Origin of the sequence: Beijerinckia sp. 28-YEA-48 (assembly GCF_900104955.1) — a bacterium.
Classification (GTDB): domain Bacteria; phylum Pseudomonadota; class Alphaproteobacteria; order Rhizobiales; family Beijerinckiaceae; genus Terripilifer.
This window is the reverse complement of sequence record NZ_FNSI01000001.1, coordinates 97,771-124,228: the sequence shown is the minus strand read 5'-3', so window position 1 is coordinate 124,228 and position 26,458 is coordinate 97,771. Positions and strand designations below refer to the sequence as shown.

22 protein-coding genes are annotated in these 26,458 nt (G+C 62.4%); 5 read left to right on the top strand and 17 right to left on the bottom strand.

Annotated features, from left to right (window positions below):
* Positions 1-30: 30 nt before the first annotated feature.
* Entirely contained in the window at positions 31-1,086 is a 1,056-nt protein-coding gene (locus tag BLW50_RS00550) for an aromatic ring-hydroxylating dioxygenase subunit alpha (protein ID WP_170849906.1), read from the bottom strand.
* Positions 1,087-1,111: 25 nt separating this feature from the next.
* Complete coding sequence (locus BLW50_RS00545) at positions 1,112-2,455, bottom strand: MFS transporter (protein ID WP_210186008.1); 1,344 nt, start codon at positions 2,453-2,455, stop codon at positions 1,112-1,114.
* Between the two features lie 260 nt (positions 2,456-2,715).
* Between BLW50_RS00545 and BLW50_RS00540 the strand changes: the two genes are divergently transcribed.
* On the top strand, positions 2,716-3,483 hold the full coding sequence (locus tag BLW50_RS00540; RefSeq protein ID WP_139267403.1) for an IclR family transcriptional regulator: 768 nt from the start codon (positions 2,716-2,718) through the stop codon (positions 3,481-3,483).
* On the opposite strand, the gene BLW50_RS00535 is transcribed toward BLW50_RS00540, so the two are convergent.
* A complete protein-coding gene (locus BLW50_RS00535) occupies positions 3,463-4,005 on the bottom strand; it encodes a DUF924 family protein (RefSeq protein WP_348272760.1) in 543 nt (180 codons plus the stop codon). The two genes, BLW50_RS00540 and BLW50_RS00535, sit on opposite strands and share 21 nt — an antisense overlap.
* Positions 4,006-4,071: 66 nt before the next feature.
* Between BLW50_RS00535 and BLW50_RS00530 the strand changes: the two genes are divergently transcribed.
* Both BLW50_RS00530 and BLW50_RS00525 read left to right on the top strand, forming a co-directional pair.
* Positions 4,072-4,677 (top strand): hypothetical protein, encoded by a 606-nt coding sequence (locus BLW50_RS00530; RefSeq protein ID WP_090696157.1) that lies wholly within the window; start codon positions 4,072-4,074, stop codon positions 4,675-4,677.
* 198 nt (positions 4,678-4,875) lie between these two features.
* Positions 4,876-7,203, top strand: coding sequence for an ATP-dependent helicase (locus BLW50_RS00525; RefSeq protein WP_244544425.1), 2,328 nt, complete (start codon positions 4,876-4,878; stop codon positions 7,201-7,203).
* Positions 7,204-7,441: 238 nt separating this feature from the next.
* On the opposite strand, the gene BLW50_RS00520 is transcribed toward BLW50_RS00525, so the two are convergent.
* Together BLW50_RS00520 and BLW50_RS00515 are read right to left on the bottom strand one after the other, a co-directional pair.
* Entirely contained in the window at positions 7,442-7,702 is a 261-nt protein-coding gene (locus tag BLW50_RS00520) for a hypothetical protein (protein WP_090696155.1), read from the bottom strand.
* Between the two features lie 37 nt (positions 7,703-7,739).
* On the bottom strand, positions 7,740-8,414 hold the full coding sequence (locus BLW50_RS00515) for a dienelactone hydrolase family protein (protein WP_090696154.1): 675 nt from the start codon (positions 8,412-8,414) through the stop codon (positions 7,740-7,742).
* 159 nt (positions 8,415-8,573) lie between these two features.
* On the opposite strand from BLW50_RS00515, the gene BLW50_RS00510 reads away from it, so the two are divergent.
* Both BLW50_RS00510 and BLW50_RS00505 read left to right on the top strand, forming a co-directional pair.
* On the top strand, positions 8,574-9,542 hold the full coding sequence (locus BLW50_RS00510; protein WP_090696153.1) for a 50S ribosomal protein L11 methyltransferase: 969 nt from the start codon (positions 8,574-8,576) through the stop codon (positions 9,540-9,542).
* A 20-nt stretch (positions 9,543-9,562) separates the two neighbouring features.
* Positions 9,563-11,383, top strand: a complete 1,821-nt coding sequence (locus tag BLW50_RS00505) for an aminopeptidase P family protein (RefSeq protein WP_090708498.1) — start codon at positions 9,563-9,565, stop codon at positions 11,381-11,383.
* Here the strand turns inward: BLW50_RS00505 and BLW50_RS00500 are convergent, their stop codons facing one another.
* The 12 genes from BLW50_RS00500 to murC form a co-directional block, all read right to left on the bottom strand.
* Complete coding sequence (locus tag BLW50_RS00500) at positions 11,384-11,929, bottom strand: YqhG/Tai3 family protein (protein WP_210186007.1); 546 nt, start codon at positions 11,927-11,929, stop codon at positions 11,384-11,386.
* Between the two features lie 25 nt (positions 11,930-11,954).
* The gene (gene ligA / locus BLW50_RS00495; RefSeq protein ID WP_090696151.1) at positions 11,955-14,066 is read right to left on the bottom strand and encodes an NAD-dependent DNA ligase LigA; all 2,112 of its coding nucleotides are present in this window, start codon (positions 14,064-14,066) and stop codon (positions 11,955-11,957) included.
* 63 nt (positions 14,067-14,129) lie between these two features.
* Positions 14,130-15,800: a DNA repair protein RecN gene (gene recN / locus BLW50_RS00490; RefSeq protein WP_090696150.1), complete on the bottom strand. Its 1,671-nt coding sequence runs from the start codon at positions 15,798-15,800 to the stop codon at positions 14,130-14,132.
* Positions 15,801-15,982: 182 nt separating this feature from the next.
* Complete coding sequence (locus tag BLW50_RS00485; RefSeq protein ID WP_244544089.1) at positions 15,983-16,861, bottom strand: outer membrane protein assembly factor BamD; 879 nt, start codon at positions 16,859-16,861, stop codon at positions 15,983-15,985.
* Positions 16,862-17,015: 154 nt separating this feature from the next.
* Positions 17,016-17,960 (bottom strand): UDP-3-O-acyl-N-acetylglucosamine deacetylase, encoded by a 945-nt coding sequence (lpxC, locus tag BLW50_RS00480; protein WP_090696149.1) that lies wholly within the window; start codon positions 17,958-17,960, stop codon positions 17,016-17,018.
* 379 nt (positions 17,961-18,339) lie between these two features.
* Positions 18,340-20,091: a cell division protein FtsZ gene (gene ftsZ / locus BLW50_RS00475; protein ID WP_090696148.1), complete on the bottom strand. Its 1,752-nt coding sequence runs from the start codon at positions 20,089-20,091 to the stop codon at positions 18,340-18,342.
* A gap of 91 nt (positions 20,092-20,182) precedes the next feature.
* Positions 20,183-21,499, bottom strand: a complete 1,317-nt coding sequence (gene ftsA, locus BLW50_RS00470) for a cell division protein FtsA (protein ID WP_090696147.1) — start codon at positions 21,497-21,499, stop codon at positions 20,183-20,185.
* The gene (locus tag BLW50_RS00465; protein WP_244544088.1) at positions 21,496-22,380 is read right to left on the bottom strand and encodes a cell division protein FtsQ/DivIB; all 885 of its coding nucleotides are present in this window, start codon (positions 22,378-22,380) and stop codon (positions 21,496-21,498) included. Before BLW50_RS00465 ends, ftsA begins: the two co-directional genes overlap by 4 nt.
* Positions 22,381-22,484: 104 nt before the next feature.
* The gene (locus tag BLW50_RS00460) at positions 22,485-23,408 is read right to left on the bottom strand and encodes a D-alanine--D-alanine ligase (protein ID WP_090696145.1); all 924 of its coding nucleotides are present in this window, start codon (positions 23,406-23,408) and stop codon (positions 22,485-22,487) included.
* A 106-nt stretch (positions 23,409-23,514) separates the two neighbouring features.
* A complete protein-coding gene (locus BLW50_RS00455) occupies positions 23,515-23,997 on the bottom strand; it encodes a cupin domain-containing protein (protein WP_090696144.1) in 483 nt (160 codons plus the stop codon).
* Complete coding sequence (murB, locus tag BLW50_RS00450; RefSeq protein WP_090708493.1) at positions 23,994-24,941, bottom strand: UDP-N-acetylmuramate dehydrogenase; 948 nt, start codon at positions 24,939-24,941, stop codon at positions 23,994-23,996. The genes BLW50_RS00455 and murB overlap by 4 nt, the downstream gene beginning before the upstream one ends.
* Positions 24,938-26,341, bottom strand: coding sequence for a UDP-N-acetylmuramate--L-alanine ligase (gene murC, locus BLW50_RS00445; RefSeq protein ID WP_090696143.1), 1,404 nt, complete (start codon positions 26,339-26,341; stop codon positions 24,938-24,940). Before murC ends, murB begins: the two co-directional genes overlap by 4 nt.
* Between the last annotated feature and the right edge of the window lie 117 nt (positions 26,342-26,458).

Here is a 26,458-nt window from a genome sequence, read left to right as displayed (position 1 = left end):
TGAAAAAACCCCACGATCAGAGCACCCGCGCTAAGCCGGGCGTTCCCGTGCGATCAGACGCTCGATAATGCGGCGCGCGCGCAGCGGGCCGCCATCGACCTTGAGATCGAGCTCCGGCGGATAGCCGGGCTCATAGGCCACGATCATCTCTTCGATCGCCTCGCTCGCATCGATGTCTTCCGTGAAGACTTTAGGAGCGCCGTCCTGCCACATCCGGCTGACCTCCTCATTGTCGATGCGATAATTGCGCGTGATCGCCCAGAAATAATGGGCGCTATGGCGACGCTCCGGCGTAATGCAATGAATGGCCTTGTGGCTGAACACCTGGGTCTCCGGCACGCCGCTCGCCTTGGCGTCGAGATGGGTGATGTGAAAGCCGGGCGCGATAAACTCAGCCACCTGATGCCGATCGATCCGTCCATCGAGCCCCATGGCGCGGATGAACATCGGTGGCGATATGGCGTTGTTCATATCGCGGGTGACACGGACCGAACGATCGTCGAACTCCATCGTCGTCGGCGCGCTCACCACATCGTCGGAGCCGATGGATCCTGGATGCAAATAGGAAAGGTGCGACAGATCGAGAAGATTCTCGTTCAGCAATTGCGCCCGCGCCTTCATATGCAGAGTGCCGCGCACGACAACCCATTGCGGGTCATCGAGCCAGGGATGCCCTGGGATCAGGCTGCGATCCGCCGCTTCCGCGTCACCCATCCAGATCCAGAGCAGTCCACCGCTCTCCACCAGGGGATAGCGGTGGACACGGCATTTGTCCGGAATGCTGTTCTGCGAGGGAATTTCAAGCGCCCGCCCATCATCGCCATACAGAATGCCGTGATAAGAGCAGCGCACGTTATCGCCCTGCAGAATGCCTTTGCTGAGCGGCATTTGCCGATGAATGCAACGGTCCACCAAGGCCACGGCCGTATTGTCCTGCGTGCGATAAAAGCAAACAGGCTCGCCGATGATCCAGCGCGAGATCAGCTCGCGGCCGAAATCCTGCGCATGGCCCGCGACGTACCATTGGTTTTTCGGAAACTCCAACGGATAGCCCGGCTTGGTGGCATGAGGTGTAGCGACATTCATCGGATGCCCTTTCAAAGGCGCTGTTTTACTGACGACCTGAAGCAGACGATGAGAAGAACTCATCCTGATGCTTGTTGCGATAAAGCGTGCCCAGAAAACTGATGACCACCATGGCGCCGACATAGACCGCGATCGCCATCGATGAGTTGTAATAGGCATAGAGCGATGTCGCGATCAGCGGTGCGATGCCGCCGCCAAGGATGGCGCCGACATTGGCGACAATGGAGATGCCGCTGAAGCGCATCGCAGGCGGAAAGAGCGATGCGATCAAGGCGGATTGCGCGCCCAACATGCCGGCGATCACCACCGCCGTGACCGAATAAGCCACCGTCATCGCCGTGATGTTGGTGCTATCGACCAGCATGAAGAAGGGGATGGCCCAGAGAATGCCCACCGCTGCGGCCGTCAGATAGACACGCCGCACGGAAAAAATATCCGAGAAACGTGCGAAGATAATGGTCGTGAGAAACCAGATCGTCGCCGCCAGCAGCGTGAAGTCCAGCATCAGATTGCGCGGCAGCTTCAACACCGACGTGCCATAGGACGGCATGTAAACGAGGACGAGATAGCCCAGCGTCGTCGAACCGATGATGGTGGCTGTTCCCGCGATCAGCGCCATCGGATGCTCGGCGATGACAGCCAGAAGCGGCGAGCGCGCAATCTCCCGCTTTTTTTCCAGCTTCTGAAAGACCGGGCTTTCCGAAATCGTCATCCGCACGACGAAACCAACCACGATGAGGATCGCCGACAGCAGGAACGGAATGCGCCATCCCCAGCTCTGGAAGGCCTCGCTTGGCAGCCACGAACCGACGGCGAGGAAAGCCAAAACGGAGAGGATGATGCCGGCTGGAATACCCATCTGCGGAAAGGCGCCATAGACGGCGCGCTGACGCGGTGGCGCATGTTCGACGGCCATCAACACGGCCGCGCCCCATTCACCGCCGACACCAAAGCCCTGCAGCAACCGCAAGACGACGAGCAGGATCGGCGCGGCGATGCCGATCGATTCATAATTGGGCAGAAGGCCAATCAGCAGGGTCGAGACGCCCATGATGGCGAGCGTCAGCACCAGCATCGGCTTGCGGCCGATGCGATCGCCGAAATGCCCCATGACAGCGCCACCGAGCGGACGGGCGATGAAGCCGACGCTGAACGTCGCCAAGGCCGCCAGCGTGCCGGCGAGCGGCGACACATTCGGAAAAAACTGCGGCGCGAGAACCAAGGCGGCCGCCGCCCCGTAGATGAAGAAGTCGTACCATTCGATGGTGGCGCCGACGAAACAGGCGGCCAGGATGCGGCGACGCTCGGACGCCGAAACGGTCTGCGGCTTATCCGCATCCATGGATAAAACGGTGGCTGAACTGCTCAAGGTTCCCTCCCCTGTTGGCCAACCAGCCCAACGGGCGCTTGGCCCTCATCTCCCTCACAACCTCTGATCCTGGCGCCCCCTCCAAGGGCCGCCCGCCAACCCGTCTCCCAACGAAGATTGACACAATATCGGACGTCATGTATTGTTATTGTGTCTTCGACTCGTTCTAAATGTCAACAGGAAGCATTTTCAAGCGAAGCGAATGCGTGTTCGCGTGAAGAAAATGCGTCAAAACAAGAAGCTAAGGCGTGGAAAAGCAGATGGCGAAGCTGGACACAGCGCCGACGGCCAATGATCGGGCGATGACCCTGGATCGCGGTTTGCAGGTGCTGAAACTGCTGGCCGCGAGCGAGCAGGACCTGTCGGTGGCGGAAATCGCGCGCGCCGCGGGCCTGCACCGACAGGCCGTCTATCGGCTGCTCGGCACGTTGGTGGATCACGCTTTGGCGGTGCAATCGAACCCGGGGCGCTATCGGCTCGGCTTCGGCACGCTCAATCTCACCGGCTCCCTCGTCCCGCGTCTGCAGGACGTCATCCGTCCACACATGCGCGCGCTGGCCGAAGCCTGCCGCGCAACGGCTTTTTTCTTCGTGCGCGAGGGCGATGAAGCGGTGGTGGTCCTATTAACGCCGCCGCAGACGACCGATGTCCATCTCACCTTCAGCCAAGGCGCCCGCTATCCGTTGAATCGCGGCGCCGGCGGCGTGGCCATTCTCGCGACACGCGAGCCAGGCCCGTTGGAAACCGACGATGTGCGGGACGCGCGGCGCACGGGCGTGGCCGTCACCGCCGGCCAACTGCATCGTGGCGCTGTCGGCGTGGCGGCCTCCCTGCATGCGCAACCGTGGATGCGCCTGGAATCCAGCATCGGCATCGCCACCGTGAGCGATGGCGCCGATATCGAGGAGATGAAAAAAGCTGTCTTGGCCGCCGCCGACGCGGTCAACCGCGAATTCGCCTCCTATTCGCGCTCAGAGCGGAATCCCTATGGCCTGACGCCGGAACCCTCATCCGGCAAAGCCGCCTGAATCGAGAAAGGCCTGTTCTTCCGCTGTCGTTACGCGGCCCATGATCGCGTTGCGATGGGGAAAGTGACCGAAGCGCTCGATGATCTCCAGATGCACGAGGGCGAACTTGTGATTGTCCTCGAGGCCCGGCCGGTCGCACAGCTTCGCACACAACACCTGATCCTCAGCCAATTCGGAATGCATGAACGGCAGGTAGAAAAACGCCTGCAACGGCTCCGCCACCTGCCGGTCAAATCCCTGCGCCACCGCCGCGCGGGCGATCTGACGAGCCAGACCATCGGTGGCGAAAGCATGGGCGGAATTGCGGAACAGATTGCGCGGAAACTGATCGAGCAACAGCAGCAGCGCCAACGCGCCCTGCGCATCCGAGGCCCAATCGGCAAATTCGCACCGGGCAGCCGCTTCATGCGCGCCAAGAAAACGGGCGCGGATCGCGGCATCGAAAGCCTCGTCCTTGGCGAACCATTTCTCCGGGCCGGCATTTTCCCAAAACCGTATGATCTCCGCCGGCTGCATATCCATCATCCGTCTCCAGTGGTGCCTGTTTGAGAGCAGGTTTATAGGTGCCCGGAACCACTGGAGCCAGCCTTGACCGACAGCGCCATCCCAAACAACGGCATCCCCAACAGCGTTTTGGCGCCGCAAGCGCCGCCGATCAATTTCTTCAACCTGGTCTGGTGCGCCCTGGCCCTCGTGATCATGGTCGGCGTCATCGCCTCGGGCCAGCTCTGGCCGCTCATTTTCCTGCATATTTTCGCCGGCGGCATCTGGACCGGGATCGACCTGTTCATGGGCTTCGTCGTCGGGCCGATCCTGCGCCGGACGCCTTTCGAGACCCGCCGCGCCGTGCTCCTGCGGCTGACGCCACGCACGATTTTCATCATGCCCGTGTTGTCGATCGTCACCGGCACCACCGGCTGGTATCTGGCTAAGGCCCTGGGCTATCTGGACACGCCCTGGCCGGCCTTCGGCTGGGTGGCGGCGGCTTTGACCATCATCACCATCCTGACCATTCAGGGGCTCGGCATGCTGCTGCCAAGCCAAATCCGCGTTTATCGCGAATTGCGTAAGCCGAACCCCGATCCGGCCCATATTGCCGCCATATCCCGCAACTATTTCTATCTGGTCGCCAGCCAGGGGGTGCTACAGGTGGCGATCATGGTCATCATGGCGCGCTTTCGCATGGGGCTATAAAGGCTGGAACCCGACGGAAGCGTCATTCGACATTCCCGCCGCGACACCCCACATTTAGGCTGATTGATTCGTAGAAATGGCCGAAATTCCGGCCTTCCGTAGAATTTGCACAGAGCTTGGACCTTGGCCGAACCCTTTTCCTTTGACGATGCCGACGAACCTGATTTCACCCGCGCGCCCACCCCGCGCGCCGGGGGCATCGCCGCACGCGCCCAAGCCAACGTTCAAGCCAATCTTCAAGCCGCCATGGGCGTGCCGCGCTATGTCGAAGCGCTCAATCCCGAACAGCGCGCCGCCGTCGAAGCCATGGACGGCCCCGTCCTGGTGCTGGCAGGCGCCGGCACCGGCAAGACCCGGGTGCTGACCACACGCATCGCCCATATCATCGCCACCGGCCGCGCCCGCGCCCATGAAATCCTCGCCGTCACCTTCACCAACAAGGCGGCGCGCGAGATGAAGGAACGCATCGCCGGCCTCGCCGGCCCAGTCGCCGAAGGCATGCCCTGGCTCGGCACCTTCCACGCCATCGGCACGAAAATCCTGCGCCGCCACGCCGAACTCGTCGGCCTCAAATCCGGCTTCACCATTCTCGATACCGACGATCAAATTCGCCTGCTGCGCCAGGTCATCCAGTCGGAGAATATCGACGACAAGCGCTGGACGCCGCGCGCGCTCGCCATCCAGCTCGACAATTGGAAGAACCGCGGCCTCGGTCCCGCGCAAGTGCCTGCCGGCGAGGCGGAAGCCTTCGCCAATGGCAAGGGCCGCCATCTCTATGCGCTCTATCAGGAGCGGCTGAAAATCCTCAACGCCGCTGACTTCGGCGATCTGCTGCTCGAAGGCCTGCGCCTGTTGCGCGAGAACGCCGACGTGCTGGCCGATTATCAGCGCCGCTTCCGCTACATTCTGGTCGACGAATATCAGGACACCAACACGGTCCAATATCTGTGGCTGCGCCTGCTGGCGCAGGGCACGCCGGATCGCCCGCGCAACATCTGCTGCGTCGGCGACGACGATCAGTCGATCTATGGCTGGCGCGGTGCCGACGTCGACAACATCCTGCGTTTCGAGAAAGACTTTCCCGGCGCGACCGTCATCCGCCTCGAGCGCAATTACCGCTCGACCGCGCATATCCTCGCCGCCGCAGCTCATCTCATCGCCCAGAACCAAGGCCGGCTTGGCAAGACGCTCTTCACCGATGGCGACGATGGCGAGAAGCCGACGGTCACCGGCGTGTGGGATTCGGAAGAAGAAGCCCGCAACATCGGCGAAGACATCGAGCAGTTGCAGCGCAAGGGTCAATCGCTGGACGAAGTGGCGATCCTGGTGCGCGCTTCCTTTCAGATGCGCGAATTCGAAGAGCGCTTCGTCACGCTCGGCCTGCCCTATCGTGTAATCGGCGGCCCACGCTTCTATGAGCGCGCCGAAATTCGCGACGCGCTCGCCTATCTGCGCTGCGTCGCGCAGCCCGCCGACGATCTCGCCTTCGAGCGCATCTTCAACGTGCCCAAGCGCGGCCTCGGCGACGCTACTTTGCAGATCCTGCACGATCACGCGCGTCGACAGAAAATCCCGCTGATGCAATCAGCACGCGAGCTGATCGAGACCGAAGAACTGAAGCCAAAGCCGCGCCAGACCATTCGCGCGCTGATGGATGATTTCACCCGCTGGTCGGCGCTCATCGAGGGCAAACCGCACCACGAACTGGCCGAACAAATCCTCGAGGAATCCGGCTACACCGACATGTGGCAGAAGGACCGTTCGGCCGATGCCGCTGGACGCCTGGAAAACCTCAAGGAACTCGTGCGCTCGATGGAGGAGTTTCCCGACCTCGGCGGCTTCCTCGAGCATATCTCCCTGGTCATGGATGCGGAGAACAAGGAGGGCGGCGAGCGCGTGTCGATCATGACACTCCATGCCGCCAAGGGCCTCGAATTCGAAACCGTCTATCTACCCGGCTGGGAAGAAGGCCTCTTCCCGCATCAGCGTTCGCTCGACGAACAGGGCCGCGCCGGCCTCGAGGAAGAACGCCGGCTCGCCTATGTCGGCATCACCCGCGCCCGCTTGCGCGCCAAGATCTATTTCGCCACCAACCGCCGCATTCGCGGCCTCTGGCAATCGACGATTCCATCGCGCTTTCTCGATGAACTGCCGGCAGCCCATGTCGACGTGGTGGAGGGTGGCCAGACAAGCTATGGCGGCTATGCCGCATCGCGCTTCAACGCGGTCGACACCTTCGGCTCGTCCTACAACACGCCCGGCTGGCAGCGCGCCCAAAAAAGCGGCGGCTTCAGCGAGCGCGGCAAATCCAACTGGAACACGCCATCCAAGCGCGGGCCGCAGACGATCGAAGGCGAACTCGTCGCCAAATCGAGTGCCTCGTCGGCCTATGCCAAAGGCACCCGCGTCTTCCACCAAAAGTTCGGCTCAGGCACGGTCTCGGCTGTCGACGGCAACAAACTGACCGTCGACTTCGACAAGGCCGGCCGCAAGATGGTGCTGGAAGGCTTCGTTCAGGCGGCGTGAGCAGACACCACACCGTCATTGCGAACGCAGTGAAGCAATCCAGGAGCGCGCGGTACTGCTCTCAGTGTCATTCCCGACGCGCGAAGCGCGAGCGAGAATCCAGAGCCCGCAGTAAAGCGTTGCATCATCACTGCAAGTAGCACTTTACCACTCGCTCTGGATCCCCGCTCAGCCGCTGCGCGGCTGTCGGGGATGACACCGAGGGTGTTTCGACAGCCTTCTAATCTCAGAAAGAACTTTAGCGCGGCGCCTGTTTCGTGCAGGTCGCCGCCTTGCGCACGCAAGCAATGCCCACTGTTGAACATTGCGGCTTGCCGCTCGCGCTGCGCGCGCAGGTCTGGCAGGCATCGGTCCATTCAAGGCACGAGGCATTGCGCACGCCCCAGGCCTCGATGGGCGCAAGGGACGGTTTGGGCATGGGCGCGAGCTTCGGCGCGTCGGCCAAGGCCGGAACCGCGAACAGGACAAGAAAAAGGGCCGCGCGAATCATGATGCCCATGATAGTCGCGCAGCCCCTGCTCTGTCCCGATCTCAATTCAGCCGATGTGCGTCTTCAAAAAGGCCAGGGTGCGGCTCCAGGCCAATTCGGTCTCCTCGCGCGCATGCGCCGACGTGCGCTGCTCGTTCACGAAACCATGCTCGGCATCATATCGATAAAGTTCGAAGGGTTTACCGGCCGCTTTCAACCCGGCCTCGAAACCGTTGACAAGCGCCGGCGTGCACCAATCGTCCGTGTTGGCGAAATGGCATTGCAGCGGGATTTTGATATCGGCGGGCTTCACCACCGCCTCGGGCGGAACCCCATAATAAGGCACCGCGCAGGCAAATTCCGGCACGCGGCTGGCTGCGATGATGCTCACAGCCCCACCCATGCAAAAGCCGGTGATGGCGACTTTTGAGCCGAACCCTTGCAGAAACTGCGCCGCGCCGCGCACGCTTTGGTCGACCGCATCGAGAAAGTTCAGCGAGCCCATCTGTTTTCCGGCCGCTTCCCGGTCATGATAGGGCACGACCACGCCGCCATAGAGGTCGGGCGCCAGCGCATTGTAGCCGGCGCGGGCGTAACGGTCGGCGATCCCGGTAATCTGATCCTGCAGACCCCACCATTCCTGGATCACGACAACGCTGGGCGCATTCGGCGCCCCGGCGGCAACGAAATAGCCCGAGGCCTCCTTGCCGTCCGGTCGTTTCCAACTGATCTTCGTCCCCATAGCTACTCCCTTGGTGTTTCCTGCCGACGCGCGCGCCAGTGTCACAAATGACATAGCATCGGCCCGCGCCAGCCGTCGAGACGCGCCAGCCCCTGCCTGATCTCCATCCTTGCCATGGCAGGACGTTCCCTGCGCAAAGTCCCTGTGCTAGACAGCGCAATGCTCGAAGGACTGCCCCCCAATAATGCTGCCCACCGCATGCGACTTGTCTGTGACGAGACGCGCGCCCGCGCCATCGCCGACCTGATTGTCGAGATGTTCGATCCCGCCGATGTCGCCGCATCGGCCTTCGAGCTGCAAGACAACACCAAGGACTGGAAAAGCGGCGACTGGATCGTCGAAGCCTATTTTGGCGACCCTCCGGATGAGGATTATGTCCGCTCGCTCGTTGAGAGCGTGGTGGGCGCCGAAGCGGCCAAGACCGTGGCTTTCTCCCGCGTCGAACAGCGCGACTGGATCGCCACCTCCTTGGAGGGCCTGGCGCCCGTGCGCGCCGGGCGCTTCCTGGTGCATGGGTCGCACGATCGCGGCAAAGCGGCCGCCAACGACATCGCACTTGAGATCGAAGCGGCGCTTGCCTTCGGCACCGGCCATCACGGCACGACGCGCGGTTGCCTGCTGATGCTCGACTGGGTGCTGAAACGTCGTCGCCCGAAAGACATTCTCGATGTCGGCACCGGCACCGGCGTGTTGGCCCTGGCCGCCGCGCGCGCCCTGCACCAGCCCATCATGGCGGGCGATATCGATCCCATCGCCGTGGAAGCGACCAAGGCCAATGCGGCGTTGAATGGCGCCCGCCCCTGGGTCGAGGCTTTTACGGCCCGCGGCGTCCTGCATCCGGCGCTACGCCTGTCAGGCCCCTATGATTTGATCTTCGCCAATATCCTGGCGCGCCCACTGCGCCAGATGGCGCCCAATATCGCTGCGGTTGCTACCGACAATGCCGAGATCATCCTGTCCGGCCTTCTCGATCGCGATGTGCCTGGCGTTCTGTCCTCCTACGGCGCGCAGGGCTTTGCCCTGGTGCGTCGGATCGATCTCGAAGGTTGGGCCACGCTGCTCATGCGCATCGGCGGCCCCAAGCCGACGAAGCGCCCGTTCGTCCGCAAGGCGCATTGGCCCCCATAACAATAATGGCGAAGCCCATCATGTTTGAAAGCCTCTACCAGACCTTCACCGAGAGTGCCGATCCGACACAGGGCAAGCCCCGTCTGGCAGCGCTACGCGCCGAACTGGACAAACGTGGGCTCGATGGTTTCATCGTGCCGCGCACCGACGCCTATCAAAACGAATATGTCCCGGCCTCCGACGAGCGTCTGGCCTGGCTCACCGGCTTCACCGGCTCGGCCGGCCTCGCCGTGGTTCTCAAGGATCGCGCCGCGATCTTTGTCGATGGACGCTACACCCTGCAGGTGCAGGACCAGGTCGATACGCGCCAGTTCACGCCCCAGCCCATCGCCGAGATTACGCCGGCGCAATGGCTGGCGAAGACGGTCGGCAAGGGCATGAAGATCGGTTGCGATCCCTGGCTCACCACATCGCAAACCTTCGACGGTTACGAGCGAGCTCTCCGCGCCGCCGACGCCGAACTCGTGGCCGTCGACGACAATCCGCTCGATGCCGTCTGGTATGACCGTCCGCCGGCGCCGCTCGGCGCCATCCGTCTGCATCCCAAGAAATTCACAGGTGTCGACGCGAAGCAGAAGTTGAAGCGCATTGCCTCGGCCCTCGACACGGGCGAGGCACTGCTCGTCACCAATCCGCACAATGTTGCCTGGGCGTTCAACATTCGCGGCAGCGATGTCGGCCATACGCCGCTGCCGCTCAGCCGCGCCATCATCAGCAAGGACGGCGCGCATCTTTTCGTCGACGGCCGCAAGCTTGATCCCAAGACCCGCGCCAGCCTGGAAAAACTCGCACAGATCGAGGAACCGGAACAGCTGCGCCAGACCTTGTCGCGCTTTGGCCGCGATGGAGCCAGCGTGCGATTTGATTCCGGCAGCGCGCCGGCAGCTTTGATCACCGCGCTGAAATCGGCGGGCGGCCGCCCCGTGATCGGCGATGATCCGATCACCTTGATGAAGGCGCTCAAATCCACCGCCGAAATCGAAGGCGCGCGCGCCGCGCATCTTCGTGATGCCGCGGCGGTGGCTAGTTTCCTGGCCTGGTTCGATGAAACCGCACCCAAGGGTCGCCTGAGCGAGATCGATGCGGTTGAAGCGCTTGAAACCTTCCGCCGCCAGACCGGACAATTGAAAGACGTCTCCTTCCCGACCATTTCTGGCGCCGGCCCCAATGGCGCGATCGTCCACTATCGCGTCACCGACAAAACCAACCGCCGCATCGGCCGTGGTCTGTTCCTGCTCGATTCCGGTGCGCAATATGAGGACGGCACCACCGACATCACCCGCACGATCAGTGTCGGCACGCCGACGAAAGAGATGCGCGTCTGTTACACGCGCGTGCTCAAGGGCCATATCGCCATCGCCACCGCCGTGTTCCCCAAGGGCACGTCAGGTGCCCAGATCGATGCCTTCGCCCGCCACGCCTTGTGGCAGGCCGGCCTCGATTTCGACCACGGCACCGGCCACGGCGTCGGCTCGTTTCTCTCCGTGCATGAAGGCCCGCAGAATATTTCCAAGCGCGGCTTCACCACGCTTGAGCCGGGCATGATCTTGTCCAACGAACCCGGCTATTACCGCACCGGCGCTTTCGGCATCCGCATCGAAAATCTGGTGCTGGTGGAAGAACGTGCGATCACCGGCGCCGAGCGTGACATGTACGGCTTCGAGACCTTGACGCTTGTGCCCATCGATACGCGCGCCATCGACAAAAACCTGATGACGCAGGACGAAGTGCGCTGGCTTGATGCCTATCACCAGCGCGTGCGCAAGGCGCTCTCACCGCTGGTGAGCCCAGCGACGCGCAAATGGCTCGTCAAAGCGACCAAACCATTGGGCCGGGGTTAATCAGCGCCGGCCTTTGGGTAGCGCTGGTTGCTTTTCCGTCTCGGCAATGCCCTGGGTTAGATTCTGGCGGAATGACCAGGCGTCTTTATCCACCGTGCCTCTGATATCATCGAGCCGCCAGCCGCCTTTCTCGCGGATGAAATCATAGCGCACCGTCATAGCCTCCGCCCCCACCAGCAAGGTGCGGAATTTCGCCGCGACAACGGCGCTCTTGTCGTCTTCTTTCTCGCTCGTGATCGACAGATCGATGACGCTGGGATCTTGTGAATTGGTGATCGGATCGAAATCGATGATCGCATCGCCTGTTCGCGTTTGCTCCTTCTCCGCACGATCAAACAAGGAGCCGAGTTTGGCCGAAAAATAGCGGCCACGTATGCGCTTATCCTGGATCGCGGATGGGCCTTCGTACTTGCCGTTCTTGCCGGCCGACGCTTTGTAGAGCGCGGCGACGATCTGAGCCGGCGTTTCCACGGCCTGCGCCCAGGCCAGTTCGGCGGGAAGAAGGGATCCGAGCACGAGACAAACGCGGCGACGATCCATCATCATGGTCATAGAGCTCCCTCGCCCAAAATCACGTGTCTTGCCCGATCAGCTTGAACCAATCGTCCTCGGTGATCACCTCGACGCCAAACTCGCTCGCCTTGGCGAGTTTCGATCCAGCCCCCGGCCCGGCAACGACAAGCCCGGTCTTCTTCGACACCGAGCCCGCCACTTTGGCCCCCAGCCGCTCGGCCATGGCCTTGGCTTCCTCGCGCGTCATGCGCTCAAGGCCGCCGGTGAAGACAACGATTTTGCCGGCCACCGGACTATCCTGGACAACAGCCTCCATCGGTTCAGGCGTGACATGTTCGAGCAGCGCGTCCAGCACTTTCAGATTGTGTTCTTCGCCGAAGAAATCGACGAGCGCTTCGGCGACGACACCGCCGATGCCATCGATATTCTCGATCTCGGCGCGTGCCTCGGCATCGCCGGCCGCCGCCGCTTTCGCGGCTGTCTGCAAGGCTTCCATCGTGTGAAAATGCCGCGCCAGCCGGCGCGCATTGGTCTCGCCAATACGACGAATGCCAAGCCCGAAGATGAAACGGTTGATCGGCACGGAGCGTCGCGCCGCGATCGCCGCGAACAGATTGCGCACCGAGGTTTCGCCAAAGCCTTCGTAATTGCGGATCGGCGTCAGATTGTCCTTGGCGCTATCGCGCGCTTCCAAGGTGAAAATATCAGCGGCCGTGCGCACGAGCCCCTTTTCAAAGAGAAACTCGATCTGCTTGTCGCCCAGTCCCTCGATATCCAAAGCGTTACGCGAGGCGAAATGTTTCAGCCGCTCGACGGCTTGCGCCGGGCAGATAAGCACGCCGGTACAGCGGCGCACCACATCGATTTCGCCCTTCTCATCGACTTCGCGCACCGCCGCCGAACCGCAACGCGGGCAGACCTGCGGAAACTCATAGTCTTTTGTACCCGCCGGCCGTTTCTCTAAGACAGGCCCAAGAATTTGCGGGATCACGTCACCCGCCCGCTGCACGATCACCGTGTCGCCGATGCGCACGCCCTTACGGGCGATCTCATCTTCGTTATGCAAGGTGGCGTTGGAGACAACGACACCGCCGACCGTCACCGGTTCGAGCTTGGCAACCGGCGTCAACGCGCCCGTGCGACCAACCTGAATTTCGATGTCACGCAGAATGGTCGTCGCCTTCTCGGCTGCGTATTTATGCGCGACGGCCCAGCGCGGCGAGCGCGAAACAAAGCCGAGGCGCTCGCGCAAGGCAAGATCGTTCACCTTGTAGACGACGCCATCGATGTCATAGCCCAGCGACGCGCGCAGGCCCTCGATCTTGCGATAGAAGGCCAAGAGATCCTCGGCTGTCTCGCATAACGTAGTGAGCTCGTTGGTCGGCAGGCCGAAGCGCTTGAAGGCGGCCACCATCTCCATCTGCGTCTTGCCCGGCAAAGCGCTGACGTCGCCCCAGGCATAAGCAAAGAAATGTAGCGGCCGTTGCGCCGTGATTGTCGAATCAAGCTGTCGCAAGGAGCCCGCCGCCGCATTGCGCGGATTGGCGAAGGTCTTCTCGCCGGCTTCCGCCTGGCGCGCATTCATCGCCGCGAAATCGGCGTGGCGCATATAGACTTCGCCGCGCACTTCCAGAACGTCGGGCGGATGGCCCTTCAGCACATGCGGGATTTCGCCGATGGTGCGCACATTCGCGGTGACGTCTTCACCTTCGTAGCCATCGCCGCGCGTCGCCGCTTGAACAAGCTTGCCGTGCTCATAACGCAGCGAGCAAGACAGACCGTCGATCTTCGGCTCAGCCGTGAAAGGCAAGGACACATCGGCCGCAAGACCGAGAAAGCGCCGAACGCGGGCGATGAATTCCGCCACCTCTTCGTCTTCGAAAAGATTGCCGAGCGAGAGCATCGGCACGACATGACGCACCTTTGCGAACTTTTCTGACGGCGCTGCACCGACGCTCTTGGAAACCTCTGTTGCTTCGGTGAGTTCGGGGAAGCGCACCTCAAGCGCCTCGAGATCACGGCGCAGGGCGTCATATTCGCCATCGGAGATCGTCGGCGCGTCGTTCTGGTGATAGGCGATGTCGTGCTTGGCGATCTCCCGGGCCAGCCGCGCATGTTTGCGCTTGGCTTCGGAGAGGGACAGGTCGTCGATAGAAACAGGCTTTTTCATGCCGGCAAATTAGCGCGCTTGGACAAGCCATGAAAGCCGGACGCCCAGCTATCCTAAAGCTTTCTATTTGGCGCTTTCGATCAGCCGGCGCGCCGCGGCGCGGGCTTCCTCGGTAATGGTGGCGCCGGCCAGCATCCGGGCGATCTCCTCGCGCCGGTCGGCGGGATCGAGCGCCTCTACTCGTGTCGCGACCCGCTTGCCCTTGTCGGCCGCCGCCTTGGCGATGCGCATATGGCCGCCCGCCCGCGCCGCCACCTGCGGTGCGTGAGTGACGGCCAGCACCTGAACCTTCGAGGCCAGCCGGGCCAGGCGATGGCCGATGGCATCCGCCACCGCCCCGCCAACGCCGGTGTCGATTTCGTCGAAAACCAAGGTCGGCGCCGAGCCGCGATCGGCGAGAACCACTTTCAACGCCAGCATGAAGCGGGCAAGCTCGCCGCCGGATGCCACTTTCAGCAGCGGGCCCGGTCGCGTGCCCGGATTGGTCTGCACCCAGAATTCGACCCGGTCGATACCATCAGCGGAAGGGCTGGTCGGATCGCTCTCGATCGCCGTGGTGAACCGCGCTTGTTCCAGCTTCAGCGGCGGCAATTCGGCGTTCACCGCCTTGTCGAGCTGCGCCGCCGCCTTGCGACGGGCGGCCGAGAGCGTTGCCGCTGCCGCATCGAAGGCCGTGCGCGCCTCGCGCAGCGCCTTATCGAGTTTGACGAGATTGGCCTCACCGGCATCGAGCGCCGCGAGATCGGCGCCATAGCGCGCGGCCAGGGCGGCGAGGTTATCGACCGGCGTCGCATATTTGCGCGACGCGGCCCGCAGCGCGAACAAACGCTCTTCGGTCCGTTCCAGCTCGCGCGGATTAAAGTCACAGGATTGCAATGCGGCGTCGACAGTCTGCGCCGCCAGTTCAGCAGCGTTAAGTGCTGCATCGAGCGCCTTCAACGACGGCTCGATCAGAGCGGGGGCCTGCGACGCACGCCGCTCAAGCCGCCGCAGCGCCGAGGACAGAATAGAGCCCGGCGAATCCTCACCGCGCAACGCGCCCTGCGCCTCGCGCAATTCGCTCGTCACCTTTTCGCCTTGCATCATCGCCGTGCGACGCGCTGCCAATTCCTGCTCTTCATTGGCGATTGGCGCCAGCTTGGTCAGCTCTTCGTGGGCGTGACGCAGGAAATCAGCTTCCTTACGCGCCGCTTCGATGCGCGCCTGTTCGCTGGCAAGCTCGCTCTGGGCGCTGCGCACGCGCCCATGCATGGCGCGCACCTCGACCACCTTTTTATCAAGGCCGCCATAGGCGTCGATCAACGCGCGATGCATCGCCGGATCGACCAAAGCGCGATCGTCATGCTGGCCGTGAATTTCAACAAGGCTGGCGCCGATGGACCGCGCCGTCTGGGCGCTCACCGCCTGATCGTTGACGAAAGCCCGCGTACGCCCGTCGGCCAATTGCACGCGGCGCATGATCAATTCGCCATCGGCTTCGATGTCATGGGAGCGCGCGAGCTGGATCGCCGGATGATCGACAGCAAGATCGAAAGAGGCGGTCACCTGCCCCTGCGCCTGCCCTTGCCGCACCAGCGTGCCATCGCCGCGCCCACCGAGCGCCAGGGCGAAAGCATCAAGCAGGATCGACTTGCCAGCACCGGTTTCGCCGGTAAGCACCGTCAACCCCGCGCCAGGCGCAAGGTCGAGTTTGTCGATGAGGACAATATCGCGAATGGAAAGCTGAATCAGCATGGGCTCAACATCCCATGCTTAGCTGATTCCTGTGACAAAGAGGACAGAGTTTTCCCTATCCCCAGAGGCTTTTGCAGCTCGGCGCAATAGCGTTGTGCCGTTTGACTGAGTCAAACGGCACAAAGACGCGTCAAAATGGAGATCCCTGGCAAAATTGCGTTTCTGTCGAAACGCAACTTGCTCTAAGCGCGGCGGAAAAGCCGTGAAATCCAGGAGCCTTGGCTCTCGCTCGGCTGCAGTCCACCGCCTTCGAGCAGATTATAGGCATCCTTGTACCACTGGCCGTCGGGGTAGTTGTGCCCGAGAACCGCCGCCGCCGTCTGCGCTTCGTTGGTGATGCCCAGCGCCAGATAGGCTTCGGTCAGGCGGTAGAGGGCTTCCTCGGTATGGCGCGTGGTCTGGTATTTGGCCAAAACCTCGCGGAAGCGGTTCACCGCCGCCGTATAGTTCTTGCGGCCAAGATAGAACCGGCCAACCGACATTTCCTTACCGGCGAGCTGATCGCGCGCCACGGACATCTTGAATTTCGCCTCTTCGGCATATTCCGACTTGGGGAACTTCTCGACGAGCTGCTGGAAAATCTTCACCGACTCTTCGGCGCGTTCCTGGTCGCGGGTGATGTCGGGGATCTGGTTATACATCGACATGCCGGCGAGATAGTAGGCATAGGCCGTTTCCGGCGTCGATGGATAGAGGCCGACATAGCGTCTCGCGGCGGCCACCGCCTCGTCATATTTGCCGCCTTCGTAGTTCGAGTAGGCGATCATGATGAGGCCCTTGCGGGACCATTGCGAAAACGGGAACTGCTTCTCCAAGTCGGAGAACTTCTTCGCAGCGCCCTCGTAATCTTTCTTCTGCAGGCGAGCCAGGGCCTGATCGTAGATGCCGTCGGCAGGCTCGTCCGGCAGCAGTTTGGTCTCGTACTTCTCGCCGCCGAAAGGATTGAGCGCGCTCAGCGAGTCCATCCCGCCTGAACAACCCGCTACCGGCAGAGCCAGAAGCCCGAGCGCAATGAAACGGGCGCTGAGGGAAGCGGAAAAAAACTGTTCGACACGCATCATCGCCAAAACTCGCCCCTCATGCGGTGGCGCCCCAAGGCGCCACGCCGGAAAATTCACGCTGCTTTTACCTTAAGACCAGCCCGAAAGCCACAGTCCCGCCAGTGCCATATGGACAAGGTAAATATGGCCAAAGTCAGCCTGAACTCGCCCGCCGTCAGGAATGATCGGCGGCGAAAGCCGGCGCTGCGGCCAAAACCGTCTCAACCGCACCAGCGCGGCGCGGACGCGGCGCATCCACGATCTCATAGGCGCTGGAATCCGCGAACAGAGCTTCGAGGACGGCGACATTCATCTTGTGCCCACCGCGATAGGAGCGATAGATGCCAATGATCGGGCGACCGGCAAGCGCCAGGTCACCAACCGCGTCGAGTGTCTTGTGACGCACGAATTCGTCAGCGAAACGAAGACCTTCGGGGTTGAGAATACGGTCGTCGTCGCCGATAGCGACGGAGTTTTCCAAGGACGAACCGAGCGCCAGACCGGCATTCCACAGCCGCTCCACGTCGCGCAGGAAGCCGAACGTGCGGGCGCGGGCGATGTCGCGGCGGAACGTGCCGGCATCGAGGTCGACCACCGCCTTCTGGCGGCCGATCACGACCTGGGTGAAATCAATCTCGACTTCGAGGCGGAAGCCCTGCGCCGCCGGGCGCAGCTCCGAGAACATGCGGCCATGCTCGACCCGCACCGTTTTCAGGATCCGGATATAGGAGCGCGGCGCGGCAAGCTCGACAATACCAACCCGATCTATGCCTTCGACGAAAGCAGCGGCCGAACCGTCCATGATCGGAACTTCCGGCCCGTCGATCTCGACCAGAACATTATCAACGCCAAGGCCAGCCAAGGCGGACAGCAGATGTTCAACCGTCGAAACGCTGGCAGCCGGCCCTTGGCCGACAACGGTGCAAAGCTCGGTCTTGCTGACATTGGACCAGAGCGCGGGAACGAACTTTTCCGCCCCGCCCTCGTTACGGCGCAGAAAGACGATGCCCGTATCTGCATCAGACGGGTGAAGCACCATGCGTACCGGCGCATTAGAATGGACGCCCGCACCGCAAAATACGGCGCTGTCGCGCAAAGTCGTCTGGCGAGAATAGAGCATTAAATCCCGATGACCCCTGATGGCCTTCACTCACGGCCACAATTTCGATCAGATCGCCGCCGCCCCGACTTTACCTGTCGGATGCGACCAACACCGCCGAGCTCACGGCACGAACCTCTTCGCGTTACACCGCGTTCGACGCCACCATGTCGGCGACCTCAAGCTGGACAAAAGCAAAGACAAACCGCTGCCCAACTTCGATCGTCAAAATACGCGTCCTAAACGCCATATCAAAATCACGCTTTCTAACGCTCTGTTACAAATAAACCGATCTTATTGAGGAAATATTGCCACAAGAATCACTTTACATTTCAAATAATTAAGAGCCCGGCGCGAATCCGCGCCGGGCTCTCTTTTTCAACCTTACGATTCGTTTCGGTCAGTTGGCCTGGCGGCGCAGAAAAGCCGGAATTTCGAACTGATCGTCATCGTTCAGCCGCGCCTGTGGCGTGACCCGACCGTGCAGGTCGAGTTGGGCCTGCGGCGGGCGAGCCACCGCCTGCGGGCGCTTGGCGTATTCAGCATGTACTTGCGAAGGCTGACGCTGCGCCGCCGGAGCGATCGCGACCGGGGCCACGGGGGCCGGACGCGCCTGCGGCTGGGCCTGGAGCTGCTGCGGCGCAGCAGGCTCCTCGTTACGGTTAAGGCCAAAGGCCGCAATCCGCTCAAGCAGGCCGCGACGACGGCTTTCATACTGATTCGGCTGCCCTTCGCGATGGGCCCGGATCTGGTCCTGGACCGGCTGCGGCAGTTCCTCGACCCGCGGCATGCGTGCCGGGCGGATGGCGGCCGGCGGCATGAAAGCCTCCTCCGCCGGTTCCGCATAGGCCTGCGGCTGGTACTGAGCCTGCGGCGCCTGATGCGCAACGGGCTGGGCAACCGGCTGAACGGCGGCCACCAGGGCGTCGCGCTCGGCCAGAACCGCGGCCGCGCGCAGGCGCAGCGCTTCAAGCGCAACTTCCTGCGGCATGGTCTGAACAGGCGCGGCCTGCATGACCGGAGCCGGAGCCGGCACATGGACCGGCTGCGGCACGGGCGAAGTCACGATTTCGATCGGCGCCTGCTGCATGGTCCCGCTGTCCTGACGGGCAGCAGCCTGCTGGCGCAGCTTCTGGGCGACTTCCTGCACCCGCTGCTCGCCAGGGTTGACGTCGCGCGCGCCGATCGGCTGATCGATGCCGGTCGCCACGACAGAAACCCGCACGATGCCATCGAGCGATTCATCGAAGGTCGCGCCCAGGATGATGTTGGCATCCTCGTCGACTTCCTGACGGATACGGCTCGCCGCTTCGTCGACTTCATACAGCGTCAGGTCGTTGCCGCCGGTGATCGAGATCAACAGGCCACGGGCGCCGCGCATCGAGGTTTCGTCGAGGAGCGGATTGGAGATCGCCGCCTCGGCCGCCTGAATGGCGCGCTTTTCGCCGGAGGATTCGCCGGTGCCCATCATCGCCTTGCCCATGTCGCGCATGACAGCGCGCACGTCGGCGAAATCGAGGTTGATGAGGCCTTCCTTGACCATCAGGTCGGTGATGCAGGCGACACCCGAATAGAGCACCTGGTCAGCCATGGCGAACGCATCAGCGAATGTGGTGCGTTCGTTGGCGACACGGAACAGGTTCTGGTTCGGAATGACGATCAGCGTATCGACCGACTTCTGCAGTTCGGTGATGCCGCCATCGGCCGTGCGCATGCGGCGCTGGCCTTCGAACTGGAACGGCTTGGTGACCACGCCAACAGTGAGGATGCCCATTTCACGGGCACAGCGCGCGATCACCGGCGCAGCGCCTGTGCCCGTGCCACCACCCATGCCGCCGGTGACGAACACCATGTGGGCGCCAGCGAGATGATCGCGGATTTCGTCGATCGCTTCTTCGGCGGCCGCGCGACCGACTTCCGGATGCGAACCGGCGCCGAGGCCTTCGGTCACCTGCAAGCCCATCTGAATGATGCGTTCGGCGCGCGAGGCTGTGAGCGCCTGCGCATCCGTGTTGGCGACGATGAAATCGACACCGCACAGGCCCGACGTGATCATGTTGTTGACGGCATTGCCGCCCGCGCCGCCGATGCCGCACACCATGATACGGGGCTTCAGTTCCCTCAGTTCGGGCGCCTTGAGATTGATAGACATATTGGCCTCACTTTAGTTGGACGACGCGCGCCCGGGTTTCACCTGATCTGCTTCATTCCGAAAAGCGGCTGCCGCCCCGCTTCCCGATCGTTCAGAAATTCTTCCGCAACCAATTCACCACATTGCCGATGTAGCCGTCCGTTCCCGTCATCTGCATCAGACCGCGAACACGCGGTTCAAAATGTTCGATGCCCGAAACCTGCGGATAGACGAGCATGCCGACAGCAGCCGAGAAGGCTGGATTGTCGGCGGACGCCGGAAGCCCCTGTACGCCAAGCGGGCGACCGAGCCTGATCTGGCCGGGCATCAACCGCCGCGCCAATTCAGGCAAACCTGTCAGCTGGCTCGCACCGCCAGTCAGCACAACACCGTGGCCGGCCTGCCCGGCAAATCCTGCCGCAGCCAGCCGGTCGCGCACCAGTTCGAGAATTTCCTCGACCCGCGGCTTGATGATCCGCACCAGCTGCGACTTCGGCATATGGGTCGGATGATCGGCATCCTCGCCAACGTGCGTGACGGCGATAACCTCACGCTCGTCCGACGGCGAGGGAATGCAGGAGCCGTAATAGGTCTTGAGACGCTCGCTATCGGCCAGACGCATGGTCAGGCCGCGCGCGATATCCATGGTGACGTGATTGCCGCCCACGGCGACCGCATCGATATGCACCATCCGGCCGCCGGCGAACACCGCCATCGACGTCGTGCCGCCGCCAAGATCGATGACCGTGGTGCCAAGATCGGCTTCGTCATCGACCAGCGCCGCCAGACCCGCCGCATAGGGGGTCGCGACCATGGCTTCGACATCGAGATGGCAGCGCTCGACCGCCAGCATCAGATTGCGCGCAGCGGCGATGTCGGAGCTGACGACATGCATGCTGGCGCTCAATTCCTCGCCGATCATGTCCTTGGGATCGCTGATCTGCGAGGTATCGTCGACGCTGAAACTGGTCGGCAGCGAATGCAGGACCATGCGACCTTCAACCGCCGTGCGCGAAGCGGCAGCTTCAAGCACGCGGTGGATTTCATATTCGCCGACGCTGACGCCGCCGATCGGGATCGAGGCGCTGTAGCGATGCGACGTCAGCCGGCCGCCGGTGATATTGACGATGACGCTTTCGGCCTGAACTCCGGCCATCCGCTCGGCCGCGTCGACCGCGTGGCGGATCGCCTGCTCGGCCTCGTCCATATCGACGACCGCACCGCCCTTCATGCCGCGCGAACGCTGATGGCCGATGCCGAGAATCCGGCAGCGATGGGTGCGTCCACGCAACACGTCCGACGCTTCGATCGGCACGAGCCGCGCGATCAGACAGGCAACCTTGGACGTGCCGACATCGAGCACGCAAAGAATGGCGCTCTTACGCGCCGACAATGGTTTGATGCGTGGCGCGACACTGTAACCGCTCATGCCGGCCCCCGCTTGCTTTTGTTGGTCTTGGCGAGCGCCTCGGCGCGCTGAGCAGCGGCCTCTTCCGACAGACGCAACACCATTTTGCCCGGCACCCGCATGTCGATAATGATGATATCCTTGTCGAGCAATCGATAGTCGTGAACGAGACTGGCGAGACGCGCGACGGCGACTTCCGGCGCTTCTTCCGGCAGCTTCACGTCAATGCCAGATGTCAGCTTCAGATTCCAGCGTCGTTGCGAAATCAAAATGCCGGCGCGGATCTTCGAACGCATGTCACCGGAAGCTTCGACAATCTTCTGATATTCGCCAACACGCTTGTTGGCGCCATCGCCGACGACAAACGGCAAATGCGCAAAGCGATCATCCTTGACCGCATCGATGGCCGTGCCATCAGCGGCGATCACGGCGACTTCACCGTCCTTCTGCCACAGCGCCGAAGCACCCCGCTCCTTGATGTCGAGCAGCAGGCGATCTGGATAGAGCTTGCGAACGCTCGCATCCTCGATCAGCGGCACCGATTTCAAATTGTCACGAACCAATCCGGCGTTGAGGAACAGAACCGAGTTGCGCTCGCTGATCCCGCTGGCGGAGAGAATTTCAGCCGCGGTCAACTCGCGCTGGCCGCTGATGGTGATGGCATGCACGCCGAAACCGAACGCGCTCGCCACCGCATCCTGCAGGCTGCCGTTCTCGACGACGAAACGATCATAGGCGCCGCCACGCACCGCGCCGTAGATGCCGACGGTGAGCGCGAACATCAGAACGAGCGTGGTGCCAAAGCCGCGCCGGGTCATGAACGCGACGATCCGGCCCAGCCGGTCGCCGCGACGCACGCGCCGACGCTGCACGGCGACAGGCAGTCGCCGCGGCACGGGCACGAGCGCCTGCTCCCGGGTTTGACCCCGGGTCTGACCTCGCTTCGGCGCGGTCGCTGTGGCGACCGCCAAAGGCGCTGCAGGGGTCCAAGAGGCAAGAACCTCCTCTACCGGCCGCAGGAGGCGTCTTCCACCATCCATTGAACAAGCTCACCGAACGAATAACCGGCATAAGCCGCGAGTTCAGGCACAAGAGAGGTCTCGGTCATACCCGGTTGGGTATTGACCTCCAGTACGACCAATTCACCGGTCCCCCCGGGTCCATCGTCGTAACGAAGATCGCTACGGCTCACGCCGCGGCAGCCGAGTGCTTTATGCGCCCTTAACGACAACTGTTGAATCGTTAGGTAAATATTTTCTTTAATTTTCGCCGGAAGGACGTGAATAGATCCGCCTTTTGCATATTTTGCGTTGTAGTCGTACCAGCCGCCGTCCGCCGCGCGGATATCGATGACGCCAAGCGCCTGATCGCCCATCACCGCGCAGGTCAGTTCACGCCCGCCGACAAATGATTCTGCAAGGATTTCATCCCCGTACGGCCAGTCTTCCCGGGTCAGTTCCTGGGGCGGGTGCTGGTGGTCGCGACCGACGATAAAAACGCCGTAGGAAGAGCCCTCGGCGATGGGTTTTAGGACATACGGCGGCGTTAACACATGTGACCGAGCCGCGTCGAAACGGTTAACGACTTTGCCCTCTGGAACCGGCACGCCGGCCGCCGCCAGGATCATTTTGGCCATCGGCTTGTTCATCGCGACGGCCGAAGCGAGCACCCCGGAGTGGGTGTAGGGGATCTGCAGGACCTCCAAAATGCCCTGGATCGACCCGTCCTCGCCCGCCGGCCCATGCAAGGCGTTGAAGGCCACATCGGGCTTGAGCGCCGCCAATCGGGCCGAGACGTCGCGCTCGACATCCACCCGTGTCACCCGATAACCAACGCTTTCCAAGGCGTTAGCGCAGGCATTGCCGGAGCGAAGGGACACTTCCCGCTCCGACGACCAGCCGCCCATCAGGACGGCGACATGCTTAGACATTCCAAGTCTCCGAGGCCCATTCCGGGCGAATCACCGCCATAGAATGCGACGCCGGGGCCTACAACTTGGTTAACAGAATGGAAATTTTGCGGTCGCCGCGAACGGCCTACTCGCGATGGACCGGATCGATCCACTTCACCGACTCCGGCTTCTCCACCGGCTCGATGTCGAGATTGACCGCCACCGCCTGCCCGTCGCTGCGCACCAGCACGCATTCGAGTACTTCATCGGGCGAGGCATTGATCTCCTGGTGCGGCACGTAGGGCGGCACGAAAATGAAATCACCCGGCCCCGCCTCGGCGGTGAACTCGAGCTTGTCGCCCCAGCGCATGCGCGCCTTGCCGCGCACCACATAGATCACGCTTTCCAGATGGCCGTGATGGTGGGCGCCGGTCTTGGCGTCGGGACGGATCGTCACCGTGCCAGCCCACAGCTTCTGCGCCCCGGCGCGGGCGAAATCGATCGCCGCCTTGCGGTCCATGCCGGTGGTCGAGGGCACGCTGCCCGCATCCAGCGAATTCGCCGGAATGACGCGCACGCCGTCATGCTTCCAGCGCGGTTCGTCATGTGAGTGGTGATGGTCGCTCATGTAATGTTCTCCACGCCCGCCGCGGCAACGCCGATCCGGCGGATTTCCCAACGCAACTCGACGCCGGATTGTTCTTTCACCCGCCGCCGCACCTCTTCACCGAGGCCTTCGATATCGGCCGCGGTCGCACATCCACGATTGATGAGGAAGTTGCAATGCATTTCGCTGACCTGCGCATCGCCCATCGTCAGTCCACGGCAGCCCGCTGCGTCGATGACTTTCCACGCGCTTTGCGGCTTTGGATTGGCAAACGTCGATCCGCCGGTTTTTTCACGGATCGGTTGCGAGGCTTCGCGCGCCGCCGTGATGCGTTCCATCTCGACGACAATATCTTCAGGACGGCCAGGCCGGCCCTGAAACACCGCGCTGGTAAAGATGATGTCTTCCGGCACATCGCTGTGCCGATAGGAAAAACCCATGTCGGCATGGCTGAAGGTGCGGATGTTGCCCTGGCGATCGACGCCGCGTGCCTCGACCAGCACATCGGTCGTTTCGCCCCCATGGGCGCCGGCGTTCATGCGCAAGGCGCCGCCAACGGAACCTGGAATGCCGCGATAAAACGCCAGGCCGTCGATCCCGGCTTCAGCCGCCGCACGGGCAAGCCGCATATCCGGCACGCCGGTGCCAGCCCGCAGTCGATGGCTGTCGAGCACCGTCACCTCGCCAAAGGCCTTGCCGGTGAGACGCACGACCACGCCCTCGACACCGCCGTCGCGCACGATGAGATTGGAGGCCAGGCCGATCGCCGTCACCGGGATCTCGGCTGGCAAGGCTTTCAGCAGCGCCGCCAGATCATCTTCATCGGCAGGCACGAATAGAACCTGTGCCGCACCGCCAACGCGAAACCACGTGTTTGGTCCCAGCGGGTGATTGGCCACGAGCTTGCCGCGCAGCCCAGGAACACGGGCGCGAATATCGGCGGTGATGTCGTTGAAAATGGTCATTTGCGGGCCGCCAGTTCCGCCGGCAAGGCTGCCGCCCATTGGGTGATGTTGCCGGCCCCGAGCAGCACCACGTAATCGCCGGGCCCCGCAAGGCCCGCGATCATGTCGGCAAGTTTCTCGGGCGATTCAAGCGCGATGGCATTGCGATGGCCATGGGCGCGCGCGGCCGCGACAAGGGCAGTCTTGTCGGCGCCCTCGATCGGCTTCTCGCCGGCGGCATAGACATCGGCGATGATGACATCGTCGGCATCGTTGAGACAGGTGGCGAAATCATTGAACAGCGATTGCAGGCGGCTGTAGCGATGCGGCTGCACGACGGCGATGACCTTGCCCTTCGTCGACGCCCGGGCGGCGCTCAACACGGCGGCGATCTCGACAGGATGATGGCCGTAATCGTCGAAAATCTGCGCGCCATTCCATTCACCGGTCTTAGTGAAACGGCGCTTGACGCCGCCGAAGGCGCCCAGCGCCTTGACGATCGTCTCGGGCGGAACGCCCAGTTCATAAGCCACCGCGATAGCAGCCGTGGCATTAAGTGCATTGTGATGGCCCGGCATCGGCATCACCAGATTTTCCAGATAGGTCGCCTTCGACGTCTTGCGGTCGCGCACCAGCACGTTGAAGCGCGATGCGCCGCCGGAAAGATCGACGTCGAGCAGGCGCACGTCGGCTTGCGGATTCATGCCATAGGTAATGACACGCCGGTCTTCGACCCGGCCAACCAGTTCCTGCACCGTCGGATGGTCGAGGCACATCACCGCGAAACCATAAAACGGCAGGTTCTCCACCAGTGCGCGGAACGCGTCCTTGACCGCATCGAAGGTCTTGAAGTGATCGAGATGCTCGGCATCGATATTGGTAACAACCGCTACGTCAGCGGGAAGTTTGAGGAATGTGCCGTCGCTTTCGTCCGCTTCAACGACCATCCATTCGCCGGTGCCAAGCCGTGCATTGGTGCCATAGGCATTGATGATGCCGCCGTTGACGACCGTGGGGTCGAGACCGCCGCCATCCAGCAATGTGGCGATGATCGACGTGGTCGTCGTCTTGCCATGGGTGCCAGCCACCGCCACGGAGCGCTTCAGGCGCATCAGCTCGGCCAGCATTTCGGCGCGCCGCACCACGGGAATACGGTTCTCACGCGCCGCGACCAGTTCAGGATTGTCGCGGCGGATCGCCGTCGACACGACGAGCACTTCCGCCTTGCCGAGATTGTCGGCGTTATGGCCAACGAAGACCTGGGCGCCGCGCTCGCGCAGGCGCTGCACATTGGCGTTCTCGCTCGCATCCGAGCCCTGTACCGCATAGCCTTGATTGAGCAGCACTTCGGCAATGCCCGACATGCCGATACCGCCGATGCCGACAAAATGAATCGGACCAAGTTCGCGAGGCAGTTTCATTCGGAGACTCTGGCGTTGGTGCGTTTCACAGTTCGGCGGAACTGCCGAACGCCATGAAGGCGCGTCAAAATAAAATACTCTAGGGCAAAATCGCATTTCGACCGAAACGCGATTTGC